This is a genomic window from Streptomyces sp. SID13031 (assembly GCF_010548305.1).
Lineage (GTDB): Bacteria > Actinomycetota > Actinomycetes > Propionibacteriales > Kribbellaceae > Kribbella.
Genome location: NZ_JAAGLV010000009.1, coordinates 127,992 through 145,415, shown reverse-complemented (window position 1 = coordinate 145,415; position 17,424 = coordinate 127,992). Strand labels below are relative to the sequence as shown.

General features: G+C 68.3%; 16 protein-coding genes. 10 read left to right on the top strand and 6 right to left on the bottom strand.

Features of this window, described 5'->3' with window-relative positions; genetic code table 11:
* The first annotated feature begins 169 nt into the window (after positions 1-169).
* Positions 170-1,378, top strand: coding sequence for an NADP-dependent malic enzyme (locus tag G3I17_RS19350; RefSeq protein WP_203590455.1), 1,209 nt, complete (start codon positions 170-172; stop codon positions 1,376-1,378).
* A gap of 61 nt (positions 1,379-1,439) precedes the next feature.
* Here G3I17_RS19350 and G3I17_RS19345 read toward each other — a convergent pair whose 3' ends face one another.
* Positions 1,440-1,895, bottom strand: a complete 456-nt coding sequence (locus tag G3I17_RS19345) for a hypothetical protein (protein WP_164598181.1) — start codon at positions 1,893-1,895, stop codon at positions 1,440-1,442.
* Between the two features lie 146 nt (positions 1,896-2,041).
* Here G3I17_RS19345 and G3I17_RS19340 point away from each other — a divergent pair, with 146 nt between their 5' ends.
* The 5 genes from G3I17_RS19340 (at position 2,042) to G3I17_RS19320 (ending at position 6,353) form a co-directional block, all read left to right on the top strand.
* Positions 2,042-3,010: a zinc-binding dehydrogenase gene (locus tag G3I17_RS19340; RefSeq protein ID WP_164598179.1), complete on the top strand. Its 969-nt coding sequence runs from the start codon at positions 2,042-2,044 to the stop codon at positions 3,008-3,010.
* Positions 3,011-3,520 (top strand): GNAT family N-acetyltransferase, encoded by a 510-nt coding sequence (locus G3I17_RS19335; protein ID WP_164598177.1) that lies wholly within the window; start codon positions 3,011-3,013, stop codon positions 3,518-3,520.
* Between the two features lie 72 nt (positions 3,521-3,592).
* Positions 3,593-4,468 (top strand): diiron oxygenase, encoded by an 876-nt coding sequence (locus G3I17_RS19330; RefSeq protein WP_164598175.1) that lies wholly within the window; start codon positions 3,593-3,595, stop codon positions 4,466-4,468.
* Positions 4,468-5,916 (top strand): FAD-dependent oxidoreductase, encoded by a 1,449-nt coding sequence (locus G3I17_RS19325; RefSeq protein ID WP_164598173.1) that lies wholly within the window; start codon positions 4,468-4,470, stop codon positions 5,914-5,916. Before G3I17_RS19330 ends, G3I17_RS19325 begins: the two co-directional genes overlap by 1 nt.
* 137 nt (positions 5,917-6,053) lie before the next feature.
* A complete protein-coding gene (locus tag G3I17_RS19320) occupies positions 6,054-6,353 on the top strand; it encodes a WhiB family transcriptional regulator (protein WP_164598171.1) in 300 nt (99 codons plus the stop codon).
* A 61-nt stretch (positions 6,354-6,414) separates the two neighbouring features.
* On the opposite strand, the gene G3I17_RS19315 is transcribed toward G3I17_RS19320, so the two are convergent.
* Complete coding sequence (locus G3I17_RS19315; protein ID WP_164598169.1) at positions 6,415-7,641, bottom strand: sodium:proton exchanger; 1,227 nt, start codon at positions 7,639-7,641, stop codon at positions 6,415-6,417.
* Between the two features lie 115 nt (positions 7,642-7,756).
* Between G3I17_RS19315 and G3I17_RS19310 the strand changes: the two genes are divergently transcribed.
* Together G3I17_RS19310 and G3I17_RS19305 are read left to right on the top strand one after the other, a co-directional pair.
* Entirely contained in the window at positions 7,757-8,110 is a 354-nt protein-coding gene (locus tag G3I17_RS19310) for a metalloregulator ArsR/SmtB family transcription factor (RefSeq protein WP_164598167.1), read from the top strand.
* A 187-nt stretch (positions 8,111-8,297) separates the two neighbouring features.
* Positions 8,298-8,990 carry a collagen-like protein gene (locus G3I17_RS19305; protein ID WP_164598165.1) on the top strand — a complete coding sequence of 231 codons (693 nt, stop codon included), beginning with the start codon at positions 8,298-8,300 and terminating at the stop codon, positions 8,988-8,990.
* A gap of 82 nt (positions 8,991-9,072) precedes the next feature.
* Here the strand turns inward: G3I17_RS19305 and G3I17_RS19300 are convergent, their stop codons facing one another.
* The 4 genes from G3I17_RS19300 to G3I17_RS19290 form a co-directional block, all read right to left on the bottom strand.
* A complete protein-coding gene (locus G3I17_RS19300) occupies positions 9,073-9,825 on the bottom strand; it encodes an AAA family ATPase (protein ID WP_164598163.1) in 753 nt (250 codons plus the stop codon).
* 25 nt (positions 9,826-9,850) lie between these two features.
* Positions 9,851-10,027, bottom strand: a complete 177-nt coding sequence (locus tag G3I17_RS39890) for a DUF6104 family protein (protein WP_020389457.1) — start codon at positions 10,025-10,027, stop codon at positions 9,851-9,853.
* A gap of 1 nt (position 10,028) precedes the next feature.
* Complete coding sequence (locus G3I17_RS19295; protein ID WP_343238352.1) at positions 10,029-13,946, bottom strand: multifunctional oxoglutarate decarboxylase/oxoglutarate dehydrogenase thiamine pyrophosphate-binding subunit/dihydrolipoyllysine-residue succinyltransferase subunit; 3,918 nt, start codon at positions 13,944-13,946, stop codon at positions 10,029-10,031.
* Positions 13,947-14,354: 408 nt separating this feature from the next.
* Positions 14,355-14,759: a DUF3052 domain-containing protein gene (locus G3I17_RS19290; protein ID WP_239062695.1), complete on the bottom strand. Its 405-nt coding sequence runs from the start codon at positions 14,757-14,759 to the stop codon at positions 14,355-14,357.
* 84 nt (positions 14,760-14,843) lie between these two features.
* On the opposite strand from G3I17_RS19290, the gene G3I17_RS19285 reads away from it, so the two are divergent.
* Together G3I17_RS19285 and G3I17_RS19280 are read left to right on the top strand one after the other, a co-directional pair.
* Positions 14,844-15,515, top strand: a complete 672-nt coding sequence (locus G3I17_RS19285) for a FadR/GntR family transcriptional regulator (protein ID WP_164598159.1) — start codon at positions 14,844-14,846, stop codon at positions 15,513-15,515.
* 221 nt (positions 15,516-15,736) lie between these two features.
* Entirely contained in the window at positions 15,737-17,317 is a 1,581-nt protein-coding gene (locus G3I17_RS19280) for an ATP-binding cassette domain-containing protein (protein ID WP_164598157.1), read from the top strand.
* Positions 17,318-17,424 lie beyond the last annotated feature (107 nt).

Sequence of the window (17,424 nt, the reverse complement as noted above, 5' to 3'; positions counted from 1 at the left end):
ACGGTTCTGGTGTGGGGTCCCTCACAGATAGGACCAGTGACTCGTGTGGTTTACTCGTAACGACGGGTGACCCCCTGGCAACGGCGCCGTTCGACGCACCCTCATCGAACGCCCAAACCGCACATTCTGCCTACTTCTGCCTGTACTTCCGAAGTGAAGGGTCCCTTTCATGGTCGCCGAACCATTCCCGTCCGTTGCCGCTGTGCCCGCCGCCGATCCGTACGCCGGTGACCCGGTCTTCGAGCTGCACCTCGGCGGCAAGATCGAGGTGACCTCCTCGGTCCACGTGAGCAACGCCGACGAACTGTCCCGCGCCTACACCCCCGGCGTCGCCCGGGTCTGTACCGCCATCGCGGAGGACCCGTCGCTGGTCCGCAAGTACACCTGGAAGTCCAACGTGGTCGCGGTCGTCACCGACGGCACCGCGGTGCTCGGACTCGGCAACATCGGGCCGGCCGCGTCGTTGCCGGTGATGGAGGGCAAGGCCCTGCTGTTCAAGGAGTTCGGCGGCGTCGACTCGGTGCCGATCGCGCTCGACTGCACCGACGTGGACGAGTTCGTCGAGACGGTTGTCCGGCTGGCACCGACCTTCGGTGGCATCAACCTGGAGGACATCTCCGCCCCGCGCTGCTTCGAGATCGAGCGCCGGCTGAAGGAACGCCTCGACATCCCCGTCTTCCACGACGACCAGCACGGTACGGCGGTCGTCGTACTGGCCGCGTTGCGCAACGCGCTGCGGCTGACGGGCAAGTCTATGGAGGACATCCGCGTGGTGATCTCCGGTGCGGGTGCCGCCGGGGTCGCGTGTGCGCGGATCCTGCTGCAGGCGGGCGTCGGCGACCTGGCCGTCGTGGACAGCAAGGGTGTTCTGCACGAGGATCGCGCCGACCTGAACCCGGTCAAGCTCTCGCTCGCCAAGGACACCAACACTGGCGGGATCTCCGGCCGGCTGGTCGATGCACTCGACGGCGCGGACGTCTTCCTGGGCGTCTCGGGCGGCACGGTGCCCGAGGAGGCCATCGCGCGGATGGCCCCGGGCGCGATCATCTTCGCCCTCGCCAACCCGAACCCCGAGGTCCACCCCGACATCGCCCACCGCCACGCCGCGGTGGTCGCAACGGGTCGCTCGGACTTCCCCAACCAGATCAACAACGTGCTGGCCTTCCCCGGCATCTTCCGGGGCGCCTTCGACGTCAACGCCAGCCGGATCACCGAAGGCATGAAACTGGCCGCCGCCGAAGCACTGGCCAACCTGATCCCCGAGGACGAGTTGCGCGCGGACTACGTCATCCCGTCGCCATTCGACCCCCGAGTGGCCCCCGCAGTAGCCGCCGCTGTCGCCGATGCGGCCCAGCGCGACGGTGTCGCCCGAGGCTGACCGGCCCGCCCCTCGGCGCCGGTCGAGCGCGCCGAGGGACGGATCGGGTGCGGAGGCCTGGTCAGCAGTTCTCGGTGATCTGGTTGGACTCCCGGAACCAGGGATCCCCGCCGGCGGTCCGCCCGGAGATGTAGGTGCGATACGTATAGGTGCCGGTTCCGCTGCAGTTGTAGTAGAGCCGCTTGAGCTCACCCGGCTGGAGGTAGCCGGTCCAAGAGCTCAGGTCGCTCCAACCGAACCATCGGTGCCACTGCAGGGTGACGGTCACGTAGTACACGCCACCGCTGCAGTTGAAGAGGCCGGCAACGCCTCGGATCTCGTTGCCGAACCGGGAGGTGGTGGCCCCGGCGTTGTCCGGTACGCAAGCCATCGGCCCGATTGCGGAGTTCTCGATCACTGCGGCCCTTGGGGTGGCCGGCTCGACGGTGGCGGCCTGAGCCGGCACCGTCAGGGTTGCCAGTGCGATGGCGGCTGCGGCGATGAGCTTGCCGCGTCGCCAGTGAATGAATTTCGGCATCCTGGTCTCCTCAGCTGTTCGATCGTGGTCCAGGCTCCTGGTACTTCGTGGTCGACCCGATCGAGTGTGCGACAGAGTCGCGGTAGAAAGCTTTCTATTCGAGACTGCTCTAAGTGGTGGACCGACGACTGCCTGAGGTGAGGGACATGCTTGCTGCTTACGCTGCCAGGTTTGCTGCCGACGATCCGATCTCCGCGTTGGAGGTGGGGGAGCGGCCGGAGCCGGTGCCGGCTGACGGGTGGGTGACCGTTGACGTCAAGGCGACTGCGCTCAACCATCACGACCTGTGGTCGTTGAAGGGGGTCGGGCTGCCGGAAGCCAACCTGCCGATGATTCTGGGGTGTGACGCGGCGGGGATCGACCCGGACGGCAATGAGGTCGTCGTGCATGCGGTCATCTCGGATCCGGAGTGGAAGGGCGACGAGACGCTCGACCCCAAGCGGTCGCTGCTGAGTGAGCGCTACCAGGGCACCTTGGCCGAGAAGATCGCGGTACCGGCGCGCAACGTCGTACCGAAGCCTGCTGGGTTGAGTTTCGAAGAGGCGGCTTGTCTGCCGACCGCGTGGCTGACGGCGTACCGGATGTTGTTCACGCAGTCCGACCTGAAGCCGGGCGACACCGTGCTGGTCCAGGGGGCGGGCGGTGGGGTCGCGTCATCGCTGATCACGCTCGCGCGGGCTGCCGGTCTTCGGGTCTGGGCGACCAGTCGCGATGAGGGCAAGCGGGCCAAGGCGGTCGAGATCGGGGCGCATGAGGCATTCGAGTCCGGGGCGCGGTTGCCTGAGCGGGTGGATGCGGTGATGGAGACCGTCGGGCAGGCGACCTGGTCGCACTCGATGAAGTCGCTCAAGCAGGGCGGCACGCTGGTGATCTCCGGCGCGACCAGCGGGCAGGCGCCGAAGTCGGCCGAGCTCAACCGGATCTTCTTCCTGCAGCTGCGCGTGCAGGGCTCGACGATGGGCACCCGGACTGAGCTGGCCGAGCTGGTGCAGTTCATGGCGAACGCCGGGATCCGGCCGCACATCGACAGCACCTTCGCGCTCGCCGACGCGCGCGAGGGGTTCGCGAAGCTGAATGCGGGTGACGTCTTCGGCAAGATCGTCTTCACTGTCTGAGTGGAGATCGAGATTCGCCGCGCTTCGGTCGCGGACGCGGAGGCCGGCGCCTGGTGTCACCTGACGTGCTGGCAGGAGGCGTACGCCGGAATCGTCGACCCGGAGCGGCTGGCCGAGAAGACGAACGACATCGGCCTGCGGATCGAGCGCTGGACGAGCGCGCTCGAGTCCGGCGTACTGCGCTGGATCGCGATCAACCCGGATCCGTCGGCTGCGGTCCGGGACCGGGTGGTCGGGTACTCCTCGCCCGGGCCGGCTCGCGATGAGGATGCGCCCACGCCGCTGGAGCTGTACGCGATCTACGTGCGCGAGAAGTGGTGGGGGAGCGGGCTCGGGTACCGGCTGCTGGACATGGCGATCGGTCGGGAAGCGGCCAGCCTGTGGCTGCTGGCGGACAACGAACGAGCGAAGGCCTTCTATCGCCGCCAGGGCTTCACCGAGGACGGCTCGCGGGTCGACGAGCCGTACTTCGGCGTACCGGAGATCAGGATGGTCCGTCCCGCTCAGTGACCCCGGGGTTGCCTCGCTTCGATACACGATCTATGTTACATAGAGAGTGTTGTATCAAGCGGGAGGTGCTCCATGCACGGCACGGACGAGACCGCACGGCGACTGCTCGACTCTTCGGCCCGGCTGTCCCGCGATCCGGAGACGGAGATCGACTGGGAGGCCCCGCTCGGCGACGGCTACGGCCTGAGCCCGGAGTGGAGCACGCTTTATGGCACTGCTTATTGGGAAGAGCTGAACGAAGCCCAGCGGCGGGAGCTGACCCGGCACGAGGCGGCGTCGGTCGCCTCCACCGGGATCTGGTTCGAGCTCATCCTTCAGCAGTTGATCCTCCGTGATGTTTATAGCCTGAATCCGGCCAGTGCGGAGTTCCAGTGGTCGCTGACCGAGATCGCCGACGAGTGCCGGCACTCGATCATGTTCGCCCGGCTGACGGGTCGGCTGGTCGACGTGGAGTACCGGCCGCGGGCGCTCGCCCGGGAGCTCGGGCGAGCGTTCAAGACGTTGGCCAGGGGCGAGACCGCGTACGCCGCGATCCTGGTCGCCGAGGAGGTGCTCGATGTGATGCAGCGCGACTGGATGCGTGATCGGCGGGTCGCCCCGATGGTCCGGACGGTGAACCACATCCACGTCGTCGAGGAGTCCCGGCACATGGTGTTCGCCCGGGAGGAGACGAGGCAACGGCTGGTCGGTGCCGGCGGTGCCCGCCGCTGGACGAGCGCCTTGCTGATCGCGGTGGTCGCCGACGTGATCCTGACCAGCATGGTGACTCGCGCCGTCTATGCGAACGCGGGACTCGACGCGGACCGCGCTGTCCGCGAGGCACGGGCCAATGAGCATCACCGCGCGTTGCTCCGGTCCAGCTGCGCCAACCTGATGGACTTCCTCGGCGAGGTGGGGCTGCTCACTCCGGCGGCGACGCGGGTGTATCGGCGTACCGGGCTGCGCTGATGACCTACGTGATCGCCGGGGACTGCTGCTCGGACGCGAGTTGCGTCGCGGTCTGCCCGATGAACAGCATCCATCCGTCGCCTGGTGCGGGTGGTTTCGGTACTACGGACGGTCTGTTCATCGATCCGCGGACCTGCATCGACTGTGGCGCGTGCGCCGATGTCTGCCCGGTCGACGCGGCCAAACCCGCCGACCAGGCGACGCCGGTCGAGGTGGAACTGAATCGCTCGTACTTCGCTGAGCGGCCGGCGCTGAATGCGCTCGATCTGGACACCTGGGAGGCACCGACCTTCCTACCCTGGACCGGCGGGCCTCGGCGGGTCGCGGTCGTCGGGGCCGGGCCGGCGGGGATGTACGCGGCGCGCGAGTTGCTGCTTCGCAGTACGGCTGAGGTGACTGTGTACGACCGGCTGCCGGTGGTGGGTGGGCTGGCGCGCTTCGGGGTGGCGCCGGATCATCCGATGACCAAGCAGATCGTCGAGACCTTCACCCGGGTCCTCGAGCATCCCCGGGTCCAGTGGCGACCGGGCACCGAGGCGGTCGTGGAGGAGCTGGAGAATCGGTACGACGCGGTGGTACACGCGGTCGGGTCGTACCAGAGCCGGCGACTCGGGATTCCCGGGGAAGACGGTGCCGGCAGTTGCTCGGCCGCCGACATGGTTGCCTGGTACAACGGCCGCCCAGGCGTCACCAGCTTGCCGGTGGCGTTGACCGGCCCGCGCGCGGTGATCGTCGGCAACGGCAACGTGGCCCTCGACCTGGCCCGCCTTCTAATCAGCGACGACCGCCGCCTGGCCGGTCTCGATCTCCCACCGGTAGTCCGCGCCGCCCTGCAAGACAGCGGAATCACCGAAGTAGTAATCCTCGGCCGCCGCGGCCCCGAGTCGGCGGCGTACTCCGCCTCGGCACTCCGCGACCTCCTCGCCCTCGACGGAGTCGAGGTGGTCGTCGACGAGAACACCCTCGACCACAGTCCGGCGCTCCGCGCCGAACCGCGGTCGAGGGAGGGGCAAGGCACTGGGGTCTCGCAGTCGGTTGAGGAGCGTGGGGCTGAGGAGTTGCTGCGTGGGGTTTGCCGGGGGCGGGTGGAGTTGGGGGCTTTGCCGCGGCCGGGGCGGCGGATTGTTTTGTGCTTCAGCACGACGCCTGTCGCGTGGGATGCGGCGGCCGGGCTTACCACCGACCGTGGGGTCGTCCCGGCGGGCAACCTCTTCGCGGCGATCGGGTTTGTGGGGCAGGCCGTGCCTGGGTTGCCGTTCGATGAGCGGCGGGGGATCGTGCCGAACGATCGTGGGGCGGTGATCGGGCGGCCCGGGCATTACGTGACCGGGTGGATCAAGCGCGGGGCGCAGGGTGGCATCGGGGCCAACAGGGCTTGTGCTGAGGAGACCGTGCGGAGCTTGCTCGCAGCGGCGCCGAGCCCGGTGCTGACAGCGGCACGGATGTGACATAGACCCGGCCTGACGTTTCATCCCTGAAACATTGCCGTCGCACCGGGGCAACGAGGCTGGCGCACGCTGGTCGTACCGCGGGAAACCCCCACGGGTTCGATCCGCCCGATCGATGAATGCGAGCAGGAGTGCCCATGAGGCCGACCTTGACGGTGATCGCCGACCCCGCCGACCGCTGGATGATGCGTGCTGCGTGCATCGGCCAGGCGCCGGCGTACGACGAGACCGCGAGCGCCTGGGAGCAGCGCAAGGCGCAGGCGATCTGCTTGACCTCGTGCCCGGTGGTCGAAGAGTGCCGTGAGTGGGCCCGCCGGACCAAGTTCACCGGTACCGCCGCCGGCGAGAAGTTCCTCTCAGGTCGCCGCCGCGGCCGCCCCGGCCCGCAGGAGCGCCGCCGCCCGACCCCAATGGTCGAGGAGCAGCAGGCCAGCTGACCAACTCGCTTACGTCCGAAGAAGCGGAGGGACGTCCTCGACACTTCTTCGGACGTTAGCTTCAGACTCCGATCAGTTCCCGTTCCGCTGCAACCTTCGGGGTGCGGCGGAACGGTGACGTCAGGGTGGCTACGACGTACTGGCGGTTGTAGATGATCGCTGCGATCGCCAGCACCAGGTAGATGCTCGAGAGCACATAGCGGCCAGTCTGACCCGGTACTGCGAACTGCACCGCGAACAACCCGAGTAGCGTCCAAGCAGCCCACCGCGGGAAGCGCAGGCTCAGCAGGACGGCCAGGCCCAGCACCGTCTGGGTCGCGGTCAGCAGGAACTCCTCGACCTGCCGCCCGTCCAGCTGCAGCGCCGCAGGGCCGCCACCGATGCCGTAGGCGATCGGGAGGCTACCGATCAGCAGCGTCCACTGGTTCACCTTCGCGGAGATGAGCAGGCCTAGAGCGGCTGCCCCCTTGCCGCGCCAGGCGAACAGGATCGCCACGATGAACTCCGGCGCCTCGGACGCCAGCGGAGCCAACCACTGCACGAGCAGGAACTGGTCGATGCCCAGCGCGCGTCCACCCTCGACCAGTGAGTTCGCGAACGGCTCTGCCGACAGCAGGATCACCCCGGCCGACACCACGAACATCGAGATCACCGTGGTCCGCCGCTGCACCTTGCCGAGCCCGCCGATTCGGGCGGCCGGGCCGACCAGGTCCGGCTCGTCGTTGTGGTCGGCCGCAGCCGCGCGCCAGAGGTAGTACGCGAAGAAGGCCAGTAGGGCGATGCCGAGGAGCAGGTGGATCTGCCCGGTCAGCGGGATGATGAAGGCGACGATGCTGGCAACGGCCAGGAAGCCCAGCTCGCGGCGGTAGCCCGATTCGAGCACCAGAGCCTTGACCGTCCGGCCGCTGCGCTTGCTGGCGACGTACAGGCTGATCAGCACGACGCTCGACCAGCCGAGGCCGAGCAGTAGCCGGTTGGAGCCGGTCATGTTCGCGGCCGCGTAGGCGACGTACTCCGGCTTGCTGCCGGCCGTGTGGGCGAAGTACAGATCCACCGCGTACTCCGGGAGGACCGCGATGACCGCGAGCAGTGCGATCGCCAGGCCGCCCGAGATGTCGACCTCGGCCGCTTCGGCCGCCCAGGCCAGCACGAACGACGCGGCGACTACGGCGAGGCCGAAGACGACGATGGCCAGCGGGGGCGCCGGATGCACTCCGGAGGCCCGCAGTACGAGGGCCGGAACAGCCACGAGAAGCAGCAGCAGGACGGGGCGAATCGCTCTGATCACCTGATCAAGGGTGCCACCATTTCGATACTTGCGCAATTGCGCAAGTATGAGACCGTACTCACCCACGGCCTGCCGCGTTCCAAGGGACCTTCCGAGCGGTCACAATGACTGCGCAATGACAACACCCCCGGAACCGACGCGAGCCCAACTCGACTCCGCCGCCAGCACGTTCGCGATGCTCTCGGCGCCCGTCAGGCTGCACCTGGTCTCACTGGCGGCGCAGGGGGAGTACGACGTCGGCACGCTGGCCGAGCGCGTGGGTGTGAGCATCGCCACCGCCAGCCAGCACCTCGGCAAGCTCCGGCTGGCCGGCATCATCACGGCCCGGCGGGAGGGCCGCCGGCACATCTACACCGTCGACGACCCGCACGTCCTGAACATGGTCGACCAGATCTTCGAGCACATCGCCCCCGACGGATCCCTCGCCCCCGACCCGCCCCTGCGCCGCCGCCCGCCTCATACGGACTAGCCGGTTCAGCATCTCCTGCTCACCTGGGCAACCCGGGCCGGGCCTTAAGGGCACAGCGCGATGGCCGCCGGGTCAGGTTCGGCCCGAGTAGGTGCTTCGGGCACCTAAGTTGAGCGTGGCTGAGCCAGCTCGTGAGGATCTGGCTGTTCGTCCGATCGGGGCAGCCGACCAGGGGAGGGCTCATCTCATGAAAAAAGCACGGCTGGCGGGAATCGTGGCCGCGGTAGGGCTGATCGGTGCGGGAACGGCTGCTTACGCGGCCGTTCCGGACGAGGGTGGCGAGATCCACGGCTGCTACAACAAGGGCGGCCTGCTGCAGGACAAGGGCAACCTGCGGGTGTCGGACGACGGGCGCTGCCGGTCCAACGAGCTCCCGGTGACCTGGAGTCAGACGGGTCCGCAAGGCCCGGTGGGACCTGTCGGGCCGGTTGGGCCTGTTGGGGCGACAGGCGCCACGGGTGAGACCGGTGCTCAGGGCCCGGCCGGCCAGACTGGCCCGCAAGGCGCCCAGGGAGCGAAGGGTGACGATGGTTTCAGCGGCGCCTACCAGGCCGGTGGGACCGTTGAGCTCCACAATCACACGGAGACGAAGGTGGCTTCGGTCTATCTGCCGGCCGGCTCGTACGCGCTGTTCGGCAAGGCGGAGCTGCAGAACTTGGACGGCGACAACCAGAACGGGTACTGCAAGCTGAGCACGGGCGACGTGACCCCGGTGCGGCTCGGCTGGAGCATCACCTCTCCCCGGATCCCGGTCAGTGTTCAGGATGTGCTCACCCTGAACGAGCCGGGCACTGCCACGCTGTACTGCTCGACCTACGACGGCTGGGCGAGGTACGGCAAGCTCACGGCCCTCAAGGTCGGCGACGTCTTCACCCAGTGAGGTGATGCGAGGGCCGTCGTTCAGGCGGCGGCCCCTGCATCCTGTGCTGTCTCAGGAGGTACTGCGCTCGGCCGCGATGCGCTCAGGGTCGGTCAGGTTCGCTTCCAGCGCCCGTGATGTGGCGTAGGTAGCGTTCTGGGGTGTCGAGGTAGGCGCGCCAGCTCTGGACGAGTTCCAGGTCGTTCCAGGACGACTCGCGGATGCCCCAGTCGCCGACTTCGAGGATCGTGGCGCCGGGAAGGGCCGCGATGACGGGGGAGTGGGTGGCGCAAAGGACCTGGGAGCCGGACTTCGCCAGCTGGTCGAGTACGCCGACGACGGCGAGGCTGGACGAGAACGACAGGGCGGACTCGGGTTCGTCCAGGCAGTAGAAGCCGCGGCGGTTGAAGCGGTCACCGATCAGGCTGAGAAAGCTCTCGCCGTGGCTCATTCGGTGGAACGGCAGGTCCTCGGGGCCGCTGGGCCGCGGGTTGTCCTCCAAGTACGTGTAGAAGCCGTGCATTGTCTCCGCGCGCAGGAAGAAGCCAGCGCGTGGGGCGCCGGCTCCCCGGGTCAGCTGGAGATCGTCGGACAGCGATGACTCGGTCGCCCGGGTGGTCAGCCGAGCCCCGGTGGAGCCGCCCTCGGGTGAAAGACCGAACGCGACGGCGATCGCCTCGACCAGGGTGGACTTGCCCGCGCCGTTCTCGCCGACCAGGAAGGTCACGCCAGGGCCCAGGTCGAGCCCGTCCGTCAGCAGTTGCCGCACCGCCGGGATCGTGTGCGGCCAGGCCCGCGAAACGCTGATGCCCTCCGCCGCGGCAACCCGTCGTACGGGGTGATTGGCGAAGGGCATCTGCCCAAACTAAATCAAAAGGGGTCTAGTCGTCCTCGTCGTCCAGCCTGGCGAGCCAGGTGGCGAAGCGTTCGATCGGGGTCTCGAAGTCGGGGTTCAGGTCGACGAACTCGCGCAGCCGCTCGGCGACCCAGGCCAACGGGACTTCTTCCTCGCCCCGCCGGCCCTCGAGCTCCTCGATCCCTCTGTCGGTGAAGTACACGTCAGCTGAAGGCCTGCTTCATCAGCGTCGCGTTCTCGGCGACGTGCACGCTGTGCGAGCCGACCGACGTGGCGGACATGGCCGGCCGCGACACCCGGTAGAACGGCTTGCCGCCCAGGTGCTCGGTCAGGTTCAGTGCCATGAACGGCCACGGGCCCTGGTTCGCCGGCTCGTCCTGCACCCAGCGGATCTCCTGCAGGTTCGGGTACTTCGCCAGCTCGGCCTTGATCTCCTCGGCCGGGAGGGGATAGAGCTGCTCGATCCGCAGTACGGCGGTGCTGATCTTGTCCGGCTCGGCCTTCTTGCGCTCGGCGAGCAGGTCGTAGATGATCCGGCCCGAGGACAGGATCACCCGCTCGACGGTGGCCGGGTTCTGCTCGGCCTCGGGGTCGTTCACGACCGGGCGGAACGTACCGCTGGTCAGCTCCTCCGGCTGCGAGACCGCTGCCTTCAACCGGAGCAACTGCTTCGGCGTGAAGACGATCAGCGGGTTGTGCTCCTCCTGCAGCGTGTGCCGCCGCAGCAGGTGGAAGTACGACGCCGGCGTCGACGGCTGGGCCACCGTCATCGCGTTCTCGGCGCACAGTGCCATGAAGCGCTCGATCCGGGCGGACGAGTGGTCCGGGCCCTGACCCTCGTAACCGTGCGGCAGCAGCAGCACGACACCCGACTTCTGGCCCCACTTCGCCTCACCGGCCGAGATGTACTCGTCGATGATCGACTGGGCGCCGTTCACGAAGTCGCCGAACTGCGCCTCCCAGAGCACCAGCGCGTCCGGCCGGGCCACGGAGTACCCGTACTCGAAGCCGAGCGCGGCGTACTCGCTGAGCAGTGAGTCGTAGACGTAGAAGTTCGCCTGCTTCTCGTCCAGGTTCTGCAGTGGGACGTAGTCCTGGCCGTTCACCCGGTCGATGATCGCGGCGAACCGCTGGACGAACGTGCCCCGCCGGCTGTCCTGGCCCGCGAGCCGGACCGGGCGACCGGCCAGCAGCAGCGAACCGAAGGCGGTGATCTCCGCCGAGGCCCAGTCGACCGGGCCCTGCGTGATCGCGGCGGCCCGGCGCTGCAGCTGCGGCATCACCTTCGGGTGCGCGGTGAAGCCCTCCGGCAGCGTCGTGTACGCGTCGGCGATCTTCTTCAGCACCTCCGGCGTCGTCGCAGTCGCGTCCGGGCCTTCCGGCTTGTCCGGGTAGACCGGGACGGTCACGTACGGCGCCGGGGTGTCCGGCTGGCTCTTCGCCTCCCGTACTTCGATGAACACCCGCTCGAGCCGCTGCTGGAAGTCGCGCATCGCCTGCTCGGCCTCTTCGACCGTGATGTCGCCACGGCCGATCAGGGCCTCGGTGTACAGCTTGCGGACGGACCGCTTCTGCTCGATCAGGTCGTACATCAGCGGCTGGGTGAAGCTCGGGTCGTCGCCCTCGTTGTGACCGCGGCGGCGGTAGCAGACCAGGTCGATGACGACGTCCTTGTTGAACGCCTGGCGGTACTCGAAGGCCAGGTCCGCGACCCGGATGCAGGCCTCGGGGTCGTCGCCGTTCACGTGGAAGATCGGCGCCTGGACCATCCGCGCGACGTCGGTGCAGTACATCGACGAGCGCGACGAGGCCGGCGAGGTGGTGAAACCGACCTGGTTGTTGACGATCACGTGGATCGTGCCGCCGGTCCGGTACCCGCGCAGCTGCGACAGGTTCAGCGTCTCGGCCACGACGCCCTGGCCCGCGAAGGCCGCGTCACCGTGGACCAGCACCGGCAGTACCGGGAAGGCCGCGCCCAGGTCGAGGATGTCCTGCTTGGCGCGGACGATGCCCTCGAGGACCGGGTCGACGGTCTCCAGGTGGGACGGGTTCGCCGCCACCGACACCTTGATCTTGTCGCCGAACTCGGAGACGAACTCGCCCTCGGCGCCCAGGTGGTACTTGACGTCACCCGAGCCCTGCACGGTCCGCGGGTCGATGTTGCCGTCGAACTCGCGGAAGATCTGCCCGTACGACTTGCCGACGATGTTGGCGAGCACGTTCAGCCGGCCGCGGTGCGCCATCCCGATGGTGACCTCGTCGAGGCCGGCGCCGGCCGCCTCCTCGCACAACTCGTCGAGCAGCGGGATGGTGGTCTCGCCACCCTCGAGCGAGAACCGCTTCTGGCCGACGTACTTGGTCTGCAGGAAGGTCTCGAACGCCTCGGCCTCGTTCAGCTTGGCCAGGATCCGCAACTGCTCCTCGCGCGGCGGCTTGGTGTGCGGCCGCTCGACCCGCTCCTGGATCCACTTGCGCTGCCCGGGGTCCTGGATGTGCATGTACTCGATACCGGTGGTCCGGCAGTACGAGTCGCGCAGGATGCCGAGGATGTCGCGCAGCTTCAGGAACCGGCGGTCGGTCTGCGCGCCGAAGGAGCCGGTGGCGAACTCGCGGTCCAGGTCCCACAGGGTCAGCCCGTGGGTGGCGACGTCCAGGTCGGGGTGGCTGCGCTGCTTGTACTCCAGCGGGTCCGTGTCGGCCATGATGTGGCCGCGCACCCGGTAGGCGTGGATCATCTCGAGGATGCGCGCCTGCTTGCTGATGTCCTCCTCGTGGCTGTGCGGGAGGTCGGAGGCCCAGCGGATCGGCTCGTAGGGGATCCGCAGCGAGTGGAAGATCTCGTCGTAGAAGCCCTCGTCACCGAGCAGCAGCCGGTGCAGCCGGCGCAGGAACTCACCCGACTGGGCGCCCTGGATGATCCGGTGGTCGTACGTCGAGGTCAGCGTCATCACCTTGCTGACCGCGAGCTTGGCCATCGTTTCCTCGGCCGCGCCCTGGTACTCCGTCGGGTAGTCCATCGCGCCGACGCCGATGATGCAGCCCTGGCCGCTCATCAGCCGCGGCACCGAGTGCTGGGTGCCGATCGTGCCGGGGTTGGTCAGGCTGATGGTGGTGCCCTGGAAGTCGGGCAGCGCGAGCTTGTTGTCGCGGGCCCGCCGGACGACGTCCTCGTAGGCCATCCAGAACTGGGCGAACGTCATCGACTCGGTCGCCTTGATCGACGGGACCAGCAGCTGCCGGGTGCCGTCGGGCTTCGACATGTCGATCGCCAGGCCGAGGTTGATGTGCTCGGGCTGGACCAGGGTCGGCTTGCCCTCGGTCTCGTCGTACGACGCGTTCATCTCGGGCAGCGTCTTGAGCGCTTTCACCAGGGCCCAGCCGACCAGGTGGGTGAAGGAGATCTTGCCGCCGCGCGCACGGCGCAGGTGGTTGTTGATGACGATCCGGTTGTCGATCAGCAGCTTGACCGGCACCTGCCGCACGCTGGTCGCGGTCGGGACCGTGAGGCTGAGCTCCATGTTCTGCGCGGTCCGCGCGGGTGCGCCGCGCAGGATCCTCCGCTCCGCGTCCGCAGTGGTCGCGGGCGCGGGCTTGGGCTGCGCGCTGGTCGGCTGGTTCACCGTGCCTCCGGTCGGGGCGCCGCCTCCGGCGGGCGCTGCCTTCTGTGTGGATGCTGCCTTTTGTGAGGATGAAGGTGTCTGGGGCTGTTGCGCCTGCTGAACCGCGGCAGGCTGCCGGCCGGCTGCAGGCTGAGCGGGAGTCACTGCCGCAACCGGATCCGGTGCGGCGAGCGAAGGAGCCGCGGCCGCGGCCTGGGCGGCCGCGGCCTGGGCGGCCGGGTGGCTGGAGGCGGGGGCGGCGGGCGCAGTACCGCGGCTCGGAGCCTCTGGGGTCTTGTTGTCTGACACCGCGTCGGGTCGGGGAGCGTCGGCCGGGCTGGACGTCACCGGCTTCGCATCACCCGGACTGTTCCCCTTGAAGCTGGCTGACTCGAAGTAGGCACTCCAGGCCGGGTCCACCGACTTAGGGTCCTCGAGGTAGCTCTCGTACATCTCGTCGACCAGCCATTCGTTCGCACCGAAGGCTGCAAGGGGGTCAGGTTCTGATGGCTCGGTGGCCACTTGGCAGTTCGCCTCTTCCGATCGGGATACCACGGTTATGACTACAGAAGTTATGGGGGACTTCCCGAGCCAAGGTTAATAGCTGCCGCAACAGTTCCGCAGCCCGGGATCACCGGACCAGTCGATCGAGTGGTTGGCGCCCGCGCAGTTGATCGATCGAGGGCTGGAACACTGCCGTGGCAGGTGTTCCAGCGATCGGCCGGACGGACGGCGCCGCCGGGAACTGGACTGACGCCGGGGGAACTGCCGTACGCGTTGCAGGGGTGGGTTTCCAGCGGGGATTCCGGTCTACCGATGACAGGTCCGTGCGCTCGGTTGGCCACTGTATGCAGCGGGATCCTCGCGGGCCGTGATGGGTACTGCCGGAGGCGAATGTGGTCAAGGTCACGCAGCGGATCAGTCCAGTTCTCACCGATTGGCCAGGCGGCGGACCAATTTGAGCCCGGACCAGGTGGCATCGATCGCACAGACCTTCACATCCACTACCCCGAGCGGCAGAGCCAGCTCGCGGACGCCGTTCTCGTCCAGATCGGTCGGTACGCCGGACGCCCGCTTCGGCCACGCGACCCAGATCATCCCGGCGGGGGTGGTTTTCGCCAGTAGTACCGGCAGTCTGGCGGCCAGCCGGGCGCGATCGGGGCAGAAGACGAGGAGTACGCCGTACTGCGCCCGCCCCGGCCGGGTGAGCGTTCTGGCGCCGTCGGGCAACCCCTCGATCGCGAACCCGGGCGGGGCATGGTCGAGCACCACGGTGTGCTCGGGCCTGATCCCGAGCTTCGCGGCAAGCGGCTTCGCGGAGTACCCCTCGGCCATGGCGCCGATCATCCGCCGCGGACGCCGCCGTGCCAACCACCGGATGTGGGCGCCGCGGACCGTACCGGGCGGCATACTGACCAGATGGCGTTGACGGATGAGGCGATCGTCAAGATCAAGGACATGATCACCTCGGGGGAGTTGGGGCCGGGCGACCGGTTGCCCAAGGAGGCGGACCTCGCCGCCCGGTTGGGGTTGTCGCGGAACTCGCTGCGCGAGGCCGTGAAAGCGCTCACCCTGGTCAACGTGCTCGACGTGCGGCACGGCGACGGCACGTATGTGACCTCGCTCGACTCGGCGCACCTGCTCGACGCGCTCAGCTTCATGGTCGACCTGCACCAGGACGATTCGGTGCTGCAGTTCTTCGAGGTACGCCGGTTGCTGGAGCCCGGCGTCGCCGCGCTGGCCGCGGTCCGGATCAGCCGCGAGCAACTGGCTGACTTGAGGTTGCTGACCAGCGACCTGACCGCCGACGCCGCCGTCGACGACCTCGTCGCGAACGACCTCCGGTTCCACCGGGGCATCGCCGAGGCCAGCGGCAACGCGGTCGTCTGCTCGTTGCTCGACGGCATCTCCGGCGCCACCCAGCGAGCCCGGATCTGGCGCGGCGTCACCCAGGCGGGCGCCGTCGAACGCACCCTGGCCGAGCACGCCGCGATCCTCGACGCCATCGAAGCCGGCGACACCGAGGCGGCCCGGGCCTGGATGACCGCCCACATCGCCGGCGTCGAAACCTGGCTCCGCAAGGCCCGGTGAGTCCCGCCGAAAAACGGCGGGGCGGGCGGGGCGGGTGGGGGCTGGTGCTTTGTGCGACGGGGGGAAATTGGGTTGAAGCGCCGGGGGCTGGCTTCTACGCTGGGTGGTGTCACATTGCCGGCGTCAGGGGCTTGGGTTGTCGAACTGAGATCTCTCTTCAGTAGCGGTTGATCGCCACCAGTCGGTGGGCGGTCTCGTTCGAGGTCTCGGAGTAACCCCTGATGTCTTTCTCTTTGACGTGTAACGACCTCTTTTTCGCCTGGCCGGACGGCGACGTGCAGTTCGACGGGCTGACCTTCGTGGCGGGACCCGTGCGGTCCGGGCTGGTCGGGCGCAACGGCGCCGGCAAGTCCACCCTGCTGCGGCTGATCGCCGGACACCTCACTCCGCAACGCGGGGCGATCCGGGTCAGCGGCGAGCTCGGCTACCTGCCGCAGGACCTCACTCTCGACACCACCCTGCGCGTCGACCAGGCGCTCGGCATCGCCGGGATCCGCACCGCGATCACCGCGATCGAGGCCGGCGACGCGTCCGAGGCGAACTTCGCGATCATCGGCGACGGCTGGGACGTGGAGGAGCGGGCCGAGGCGATGCTCGGCAAGCTCGGCCTCGGCGCGATCACCCTCGACCGCAGCGTCGGCGAACTGTCCGGCGGCGAGACGATCCTGCTCGGCCTGGCCGCCGAACTGCTCAAGCGCCCCGACGTCCTGCTGCTCGACGAACCGACCAACAACCTCGACCTGCACGCCCGCAAGCACCTGTACGACGCGGTCGACGCGTTCCGGGGCGCGCTGGTGATCGTCAGCCACGATCGCGAGCTGCTCGACCGGGTCGACCAGATCGGCGATCTGCGCAAGGGGGAGGTGACCTGGTACGGCGGCAACCTGACGGCGTACGAGGAAGCCGTCGCGCTCGAGCAGGAAGCGGCCGAGCGGATGCTCCGGTCGGCCGAATCCGATCTGAAGAAGCAGAAACGCGAGCTGATCGAGGCGCGGATGAAGATGGACCGCCGGCGGGCGGCCGGGCAGCGCGCGTTCGAGCAGGGCGGCATCCCGAAGATCGTCGCCGGCAACCTGAAACGCAACGCGCAGGTGTCGGCGGGCAAGCACCTCGGCATGCACAGCGATCGCCTCGACGCGGCGCAGGACGCGCTCGCCGACGCGGAGGAGAAGGTCCACGACGACGACAAGATCCGCGTCGACCTGCCGAAGACCACGGTTCCTGCCGGGCGGATCGTGCTTCGCCTGGAGGACTACGCACTACGGACCGGACTGCACGCCGACCTCGAGATCCGGGGACCTGAACGGATAGCTCTGACCGGCCCGAACGGTGCAGGCAAAAGCACCCTGCTCCATGCGCTCACCGCGGACGAGCTGCCCCTGGTGCCGTGGCGACTGCTCCCGCAACGACTCGACCTGCTCCAGGATTCCTTGTCCGTGGTGGAAAACCTGGCCCTCCTGGCCCCCACCGTGGAAAACCAGGACCGCCGCTCCCGCCTGGCCCGCTTCCTCTTCCGGGGCCGGGCCGCCGACCAACCCGTCAGCACCTTGTCGGGCGGCGAACGCTTCCGGGCCACCCTGGCCGCGTTGCTCCTGGCCGAACCCCCACCCCAGCTACTGATGCTCGACGAACCCACCAACAACCTCGACCTCGCCAGCGTCGCCCAACTCCAAGACGCCCTGGCCTCCTACAACGGCGCGCTGCTGATCGCCAGCCACGACCTCCCGTTCCTCCGAGAGATCGGCATCACCCGCTGGCTCCACCTCGACCACAACGAACTAACCGAGATCGAACCGCTCTAACGGCTCAGCGGGGGAGTTCGGCGGCGAGCGTCGTCTGCTCGGCGCTGAACTCCTCGAAGCGGTCGACTTCCACGAATCCAAGCCGCTTCAGCAGCCGTAGCGAGGCT

What these genes read in the sequence shown, in the direction of transcription:
- G3I17_RS19350 (WP_203590455.1), top strand. Translation starts at nt 170, where the DNA reads ATGGTCGCCGAACCATTCCCGTCCGTTGCCGCTGTGCCCGCCGCCGAT.
- G3I17_RS19345 (WP_164598181.1), bottom strand. Translation starts at nt 1,895, where the DNA reads ATGCCGAAATTCATTCACTGGCGACGCGGCAAGCTCATCGCCGCAGCC.
- G3I17_RS19340 (WP_164598179.1), top strand. Translation starts at nt 2,042, where the DNA reads ATGCTTGCTGCTTACGCTGCCAGGTTTGCTGCCGACGATCCGATCTCC.
- G3I17_RS19330 (WP_164598175.1), top strand. Translation starts at nt 3,593, where the DNA reads ATGCACGGCACGGACGAGACCGCACGGCGACTGCTCGACTCTTCGGCC.
- G3I17_RS19325 (WP_164598173.1), top strand. Translation starts at nt 4,468, where the DNA reads ATGACCTACGTGATCGCCGGGGACTGCTGCTCGGACGCGAGTTGCGTC.
- G3I17_RS19320 (WP_164598171.1), top strand. Translation starts at nt 6,054, where the DNA reads ATGAGGCCGACCTTGACGGTGATCGCCGACCCCGCCGACCGCTGGATG.
- G3I17_RS19310 (WP_164598167.1), top strand. Translation starts at nt 7,757, where the DNA reads ATGACAACACCCCCGGAACCGACGCGAGCCCAACTCGACTCCGCCGCC.
- G3I17_RS19305 (WP_164598165.1), top strand. Translation starts at nt 8,298, where the DNA reads ATGAAAAAAGCACGGCTGGCGGGAATCGTGGCCGCGGTAGGGCTGATC.
- G3I17_RS19300 (WP_164598163.1), bottom strand. Translation starts at nt 9,825, where the DNA reads ATGCCCTTCGCCAATCACCCCGTACGACGGGTTGCCGCGGCGGAGGGC.
- G3I17_RS19290 (WP_239062695.1), bottom strand. Translation starts at nt 14,759, where the DNA reads ATGGCCGAGGGGTACTCCGCGAAGCCGCTTGCCGCGAAGCTCGGGATC.
- G3I17_RS19285 (WP_164598159.1), top strand. Translation starts at nt 14,844, where the DNA reads ATGGCGTTGACGGATGAGGCGATCGTCAAGATCAAGGACATGATCACC.
- G3I17_RS19280 (WP_164598157.1), top strand. Translation starts at nt 15,737, where the DNA reads ATGTCTTTCTCTTTGACGTGTAACGACCTCTTTTTCGCCTGGCCGGAC.